At 40.5% G+C, this 6,014-nt stretch carries 5 protein-coding genes; 2 read left to right on the forward strand and 3 right to left on the reverse strand.

The window, feature by feature from the left end; all coding sequences use genetic code 11:
• Positions 1–57: 57 nt before the first annotated feature.
• Together CQA58_RS07030 and CQA58_RS07035 are read right to left on the reverse strand one after the other, a co-directional pair.
• Positions 58–1,164, reverse strand: a complete 1,107-nt coding sequence (locus CQA58_RS07030; RefSeq protein WP_147288621.1) for a tetratricopeptide repeat protein — start codon at positions 1,162–1,164, stop codon at positions 58–60.
• Positions 1,165–1,219: 55 nt separating this feature from the next.
• On the reverse strand, positions 1,220–2,422 hold the full coding sequence (locus CQA58_RS07035) for a 2,3,4,5-tetrahydropyridine-2,6-carboxylate N-succinyltransferase (RefSeq protein WP_115570010.1): 1,203 nt from the start codon (positions 2,420–2,422) through the stop codon (positions 1,220–1,222).
• A 71-nt stretch (positions 2,423–2,493) separates the two neighbouring features.
• On the opposite strand from CQA58_RS07035, the gene CQA58_RS07040 reads away from it, so the two are divergent.
• Complete coding sequence (locus CQA58_RS07040; RefSeq protein WP_115570011.1) at positions 2,494–2,733, forward strand: TFIIB-type zinc ribbon-containing protein; 240 nt, start codon at positions 2,494–2,496, stop codon at positions 2,731–2,733.
• A gap of 2 nt (positions 2,734–2,735) precedes the next feature.
• Here CQA58_RS07040 and CQA58_RS07045 read toward each other — a convergent pair whose 3' ends face one another.
• The gene (locus CQA58_RS07045) at positions 2,736–3,674 is read right to left on the reverse strand and encodes a D-2-hydroxyacid dehydrogenase (RefSeq protein ID WP_115570012.1); all 939 of its coding nucleotides are present in this window, start codon (positions 3,672–3,674) and stop codon (positions 2,736–2,738) included.
• 190 nt (positions 3,675–3,864) lie between these two features.
• Between CQA58_RS07045 and CQA58_RS07050 the strand changes: the two genes are divergently transcribed.
• The coding region (locus CQA58_RS07050; protein WP_147288622.1) for a beta strand repeat-containing protein at positions 3,865–6,014 on the forward strand (2,150 nt) is incomplete at its 3' end.

Genomic DNA, 6,014 nt, shown 5'->3' on the forward strand with positions numbered 1-6,014 from the left:
GAATGGTAAAAAATTTAGAGGACAAAAAGTGAGAAAAAGGCAAATTTGGGAGAGATTTTATCTCCCAAACATTTGCACCCCATTGGGATTGGAGTTGATAATACGATAATTTTGACAAGCTGTTTCAAAGCCATTTTGACACGCATAGGCAAAAAGCTCCATCGCTCGGATTTTATCCATCAAAACCCCTCGCCCATTATCATAAAGCACTCCCATATTATTGCACGCACTCATCACTCCACCTTGACAAGCCATATCAAAGTATTTGGCAGCATTGAAGTAGTTGATAGGTGATCCTGCATCGCCTGTGGCATACAGATAGCCTAGATTAGCACATCCGACCATATCGCCTTGAGAACACGCAATATAATTCATATCAATCGCCCCTAGTCTGTCTTTGTCGATTCCATAGACATTGTAAGTATTGCTCATCAGTCCTAGATTGTAGCACCCTAGCTCATTACCAAGATTGCAAGACTTATTATAAGCATTGAGGGCTTGATAGTAATTCTTTTGAGTGCCTACACCATTGGCATACATCCACCCTGCATTATTACACCCTGAGCTATCTCCTCCCTCACAACCTACAAGAAAATATTGCAAGGCTTTTTCTTTGTCCATTTGCACTCCCATTCCCTCATCATAAGCGATTGCTAGGTTGGTACAAGCCACACTATCTCCACCTGAACACGCTTGGAAATAGTAAGCCACTGCTTTTTGAGGATTATTGAGTGTGCCTTGTCCATACATATACATAAGTCCTGAACCAAAGCACCCTGCAGGATTACCCTCATTGCAAGATTGTCTAAAAAGCTCTAGGGCTTGTTGCATTTGTCCCTTTTTTGCCAAATCCACAGCAGCATTGAGTGTAGGCTGAGCTTGGAATCGCTCCATTTTGAAATTATCAGGATATGTGGGGGCAATATCTCTTGTTACCTTTGGTGCAGGAGTGTTAGGAGGAAAAGTAATGTTTGGATCTCTCTGTCCTTTTTTAAGAGCTTGAGCCTCTTGTGGGGCTTGAGCCACAGCTTGGGGCGTAGCTTTAGCCTGTGGTGTGGCTTGGGCTTGTGGTGTGGCTTGTGGAGTTTGAGGGGCTTGAGCTTCCCCTGCACCAAACAACCTAATCGCACAAAAAATCACTCCTAATAATGCAATCCTTAGCATTTTTAACTCCTGTTTTAAAAAACTTTTCCCACAGATAAGCAAGAGCTGTTCCTTTTTAGTGCAAATCACTATTGAGCTTGATTTCTCGATTGCTTCTGAAAGCTATCATCTTGCCACTTTGAGAATCTGCCCTGAAGTGGATTCCATTCTTTCCTGAAAGCTCTCTGCCCTTATAAAGATTGCTTTCTTTGATTTCAAAATCTTTGTTGATTGCCTTAATCTTCTGGGCTTCTTCTTGACTGATGAAGAAAATCGTCCCTGCAAGCACTGCAATTCCTCCATCGACAATACAGCCATCACCTAGACTAATTCCTGTGGCACTATTCACACCCAAAAGGCAATTTTTGCCGATACTGATAGGATCGCTATTGCCTCCACTAAGCACTCCTAAAATACTCGCTCCCCCTCCCACATCTGTGCCCTCACCAATGATTACAGAGCTACTGATCCTCCCCTCATTCATACAAGCCCCCATAGCTCCTGCATTAAAATTCACATAAGAAGCCCCTGGCATTTGAGTATATCCCCCACTTCCAAGATAAGCACCAAAGCGAGTTTTGGCACTATCAAGAAGTCGGATATTGTCATATTGTGGAAGCACTTGCATAAGGTAGCGAGGGAATTTATCTACAAAATCAATACTTGGGAACTCTCCTCTCATCTTAAGCTCAATCTCTTTCTCTCTCAAATAGCTAAGCTCATAGGGTTTATTGCCACTCCAAGCGACATTTTCAAGCAATCCAAAAATCCCATCAAGCACCAAGCTTCTTAGAGGGGCTTTGCCAAGTGAGAGAGCAAGAAGCTTCATATAAGCACTCTCTACGCTCTCGCATTTGCTATCAGCATAAATCACACAAAATCGATACCTACTCTTTCCACCCCTAGCATACAACTCCCCTCTATCATAAGCATTTTTTAGCTCTAGCAAGACTTTGATATTAGCGTGATTTTGGGTGCTAAGAGCTTCAGGAATATAAGGAGAGAATAGCTCTAATGCTTGAGCGATAAACTCTTCATTGATCCCATAGACACTCTCACTCTCGCTCTTGCTTATCTCTATGGCACTCTCTGAAGCCTTGAGAAACACTGCAAAACTTCCAAAATTTTCCCCCCAATTTAGCACAGGGTAAGTCGCACACAAAGTCTTCCCACTCTTTCTCCCCACATCAACTCGACAGATACCAAACCCCAAAGGGGCTTTGTATGTGCTTAGGCTTGACATCTCTTCTACAAAAGCTCTAAAATCATTTTTTGTCATATTTACTCCTATCTCTTGGTTATCTTAAGAGAAATTATAATACCTTATCTATAAACTTTTAAGGAGAGAGAATGAAATGTCCTGTATGTGATAATGTAGATTTATTGATGAGTGAGAGAAGTGGGGTAGAGATTGACTACTGCCCTAAGTGTCGAGGAGTGTGGCTAGATAGAGGAGAGCTAGATAAAATCATAGCCAACTCCACCACCCCAACCCCTCCTATGGGTAATCTCTATGAAAGAGGATATGAAAAATCCTATCACAAGCCCAAGAAAAAAGAATCCTTTTTGAGTGAGCTTTTTGACTTCTAAAGCTATGAGGAAAGTCTAGCTAAGAAGTTTTTGACATTCTCATACACGCTTCTCATCAATCGCTCTCGCGTTTCCCTATACGCCCAAGCTGTATGAGGAGTGAGAAGCAATCTTGAGCTTAGAAGTGGGTTGAGCAGTGGGTGATTGGGTTTCATAGGCTCACTCTCTAGCACATCACTTCCGAAACTAATCTCACTCTCTAGCATTCTTTGAGCAAGTGCATTTTCATCAATGATCCCACCTCTACCTACATTGATGATGATAGCATTATCTTTGAGAAGTGAGAGATTGGAAGAGTTGAGAAGATGATAGGTTTGAGGATTGAGTGGAGCGTGGATAGAGATAATCTCACTGCTTTGTAATAGCTCTTCTAATGGCTTATGAGGGATAAAAGAGCTAGTATTTTTGCCACTTGTAGAAGTATAGCTTACCTTTGCTCCCAAACTTTGGGCGACTCTTGCACACTGAGCTCCAATACTTCCAAGCCCTATAATCCCCCACTCTCTCCCCTCAAGCTCACAGCACCCCTCCACAATATGAGTAAATACAGGAGAAGCACACCACTTCTCACTCTTGCAATACTCATCATAAAAAGGAAGCTTGGCTAGAAGTGCAAGTGCAAACATCAAAGTATGTTGAGCCACAGCATAAGTGCTATACCCTGCGACATTTCTAACCTCTATCCCCAATCTCTGAGCACACTCCAAATCGATGATATTTGTCCCTGTGGAAGTTAGAGCAATGAGCTTGAGTGAGGGCAGGGATTTGAGAGTGGATTCATCAAAAGGGACTTTGCAAGTGATGATAATCTCTGCATCTTTACATCTAGGCAAAATCTCTTCTTTGCTTGTATAAGGATAGATGCTCAACTCCCCAAAATCTCTAAAAACCTCAAGATTGACTTCTCCCAAAGTCAAAGAATCTAAGATGACTAATTTCATTTATCCTCCTTAGTGTGATTTCAAACATTATTGCATAATCTCAACAAAATTCAAATATCTTTTGCACTTTTTGCCTCTCCAAATACAGATACAAAAATCAAGCCAAAAAATCTCAAAACCATTTTGTATTTAATCTGTCAAGTTTTTATAGTAAAATTGCAATCATTTTTAAATCAACACAAGGAAATCTATGAATAAGCTGAACAATAAAACTCTTAGGGGGGGGGGGGTAAGCACTAAATCAACCCCTTGCTCTTCTCAAACCCTAGTCGCTAACCCTAGCAGATTTTTCAAACCTCTTGTTGCTAGCTCTCTAGCTCTTGCTTTGGGTGTGAGTATATCGAGTGCTTATACACTAGAAGGACTTCAGAATACAAATACACTAAATAGTCCAACAAATTTAGAGATTACCAATACAAGTGCAACTGGAAGTAGTGGTTCTACAATTACTGATTTAACCCTAAATGCTACTGATGGCTACAACTCTTTTATTCAAAACGACACAGCAATCGGCGATTTTAGATTTTATATTGGTGCTACAAACAGCGGTGGGAATAGTGTGGCTCAAAATCAAGCACAATTTACTTATAACGGTAGCTTATATGTACTCAGAATCAATAATACTAGCACCACTTTCACATCAAATACAAATGGTTTGAAAATGGGAGCAGATGGAAGTGGAACGCTTAAATTCTCATATGATAGTTCAAATAATAGAAATTTTACTCTCAATCTTGCAAATAGTGATTCTAACAAATATGCACTTTGGGGAAATCTTGAATTAGAAGCAGTGGGAAATGTCACTGGAGCAAGTTTTACTGGGAACTTTGGTGGAAAAGGAATTAAAGGAAATGTAACCCTCTCATCTGTCAATGCTGGTTTGACTTTCCAAAACAATGCAGGGATTGAGGGAGATGTCAGTTCAACAAAGGGAGCAAACACCCTAACCTTTGCAGGAACTTCAACAATCACAGGAACAATCACAACAAATGGAGCTAGTGCCAGCACAACTCTTAGTTTGCAAGGTAATGCAAATGTTGGTGTAAATGGAAATATTACAAACACCAATGGAACTACAAGCATTAACTTTGCAAGTGGAAGTGATGCAAAGACTCTCACTCTTGGTGGAAGTAATAACACAATCACAAACTTTGCTTTTGAAACAGGAGATTCTACAAACAACACTATTATCCTCTCTCAAGGAACAACGACTTTTGGTGGAAGTAGTTTAAGTGTAGGGGCAGCAAGTGAAAATCAAGCACTAGCATTCACTCTCAATGATGGTGTAAAATTGGCTTTCACAAATGGACTTACCACAGCAACTACTGGAACAACAACATTTAATCTTGGCTCTGATGCTGCTGATACTACTGCAACAGAGTTTGTTGCCACTATCACAGGAGCTTTGACAAACAATGCAACAGATGCAGACAAAGGGCAAGTTTTCAATATCAATGCTAAAAATGCTACATTGCAATATAGTGCTGCGGTAGATGGAGATAATAATGGGTTGACATTTAATGCTGGAAACAACATTATCAATTTTGCAAACACTTCAGATGGTGGTGCTACACTCTCTTGGAAAGATAGTGCAGGAAGTGCAATTCAAACTATCACTACCACAGGAGGAACTACACAAATCAACTTCAATCATAGTGGAACTATTGCAGGAGGAGTGGAAACAAATAGCACTAATGGTGGAAGCACAACTATTGCAATTGCTGATGGCAAGAGTGGAGCAATCAATGGAGCTGTTACCACAACAAATGGAACTACAAGCATTAACTTTGCAAGTGGGAGTAATGCAAAGACTCTCACTCTTGGTGGAGCTAACAATACGCTATCTGGTATTACTTTTACTTCTGGCTCTACGGGTAACATCATTACCCTCAACAATGCTTCTGGAACAACTACATTCGCTAGTGCCATCAGCGTAGGAGCAAGTGATGGTATCACTTTCAATCTCAATGGAACTACAAGCACTACTCTAACATTTGGCACTAGTGGTCTTACAAACAACAATATTGCAAATTTCAACTTCAATAAAACTGCGGGGAAATTGAATGCAACAAGCATTACCACAGCAACTACTGGAATAACAACATTTAATCTTGGCTCTGATGCTGCTGATACTACTGCAACAGAGTTTGTTGCCACTATCACAGGAGCTTTGACAAACAATGCAACAGATGCAGACAAAGGGCAAGTTTTCAATATCAATGCTAAAAATGCTACATTGCAATATAGTGCTGCGGTAGATGGAGATAATAATGGGTTGACATTTAATGCTGGAAACAACATTATCAATTTTGCAAACACTTCAGATGGTGGTGCTACACT

This window comes from Helicobacter brantae (assembly GCF_003364205.1).
In the GTDB taxonomy this organism is placed as follows: Bacteria; Campylobacterota; Campylobacteria; order Campylobacterales; family Helicobacteraceae; genus Helicobacter_G; species Helicobacter_G brantae.